This window comes from Streptomyces cacaoi, assembly GCF_006539165.1.
Lineage (GTDB): Bacteria > Actinomycetota > Actinomycetes > Streptomycetales > Streptomycetaceae > Streptomyces > Streptomyces cacaoi.
On sequence record NZ_BJMM01000178.1, the window covers coordinates 1 to 861 of the forward strand.

The following is an 861-nucleotide window of genomic DNA, read 5'->3' on the forward strand; positions in this document are numbered from 1 at the left end:
CGTCCCGCTCCCGCGCGGTCCGCTGCACGGCCTCCTGGAACTCCACCGGCCAGGCGACGGCGACCCGGCCGCCCCGATGGCCGGCGACCTGGGGATACGGGCGGTCCGTCGGCAGCTCCAACCTGCCCGGCAGACCGTCCAGTCGGCGCTCCCAGTACCGCATCTGCCGGGCGAGCACGCTGTCCTCGTCCCCCTCGTCGCCGAGGGCCCGGTGCTGCCAGAGCGCATAGTCGGCGTACTGCACCGGAAGCGGCGCCCAGGACGGCGCGGCCCCGGCGCGGCGGGCCTCGTACGCGCTCCACAGATCACGGAGCAGCGGGGCCAGCGACCATCCGTCACCGGCGATGTGGTGCACCACCAGCACCAGCCGGTGCTCGGTGGCGGACACCGCGAACAGCCGGGCACGGAACGGGAGATCGGCCGCGAGGTCGAACCCGCGGCGGGCCACCGCACGGACCGCCTCGTCCAGCCGCTGTTCCGGCCATGCGGAGGCGTCGACCACGTGCCACGCGGCGTCGGCGTCGACGCCGGGACAACCGTCGTCGCCGGGCGCGGCGTCGGCACCGGGCACGCCGTCGGGATCGGGAACGGCGTCGACGCCGGGGTCACCGTCGTCGCCGGGCGCGGCATCGGCCTCGGGAACGGCGTCGGAACCGGGATCGGCACCGGCCCCAGCACAGGTGGCACCCGCACCGGCCCCGGCACAGACACGCGCACGGGCTTCGGCCGGGTCGAGGATCCGCTGCTCGGGCACGCCGTCCACCGCCGGGAACACCGTCCGCAGACTCTCGTGCCGCCCCACCACATCCCCCACCGCGGCCGCCATCGCCCCCGCATCCAGCGCACCCGAAATCCCCAGCG

At 76.1% G+C, this 861-nt stretch carries 1 protein-coding gene; it reads right to left on the bottom strand.

Annotated features, from left to right (window positions below; genetic code table 11):
- Positions 1-861 (bottom strand): condensation domain-containing protein (locus SCA03_RS34815; RefSeq protein ID WP_141275908.1); only part of this gene is annotated, 861 nt, incomplete at both ends.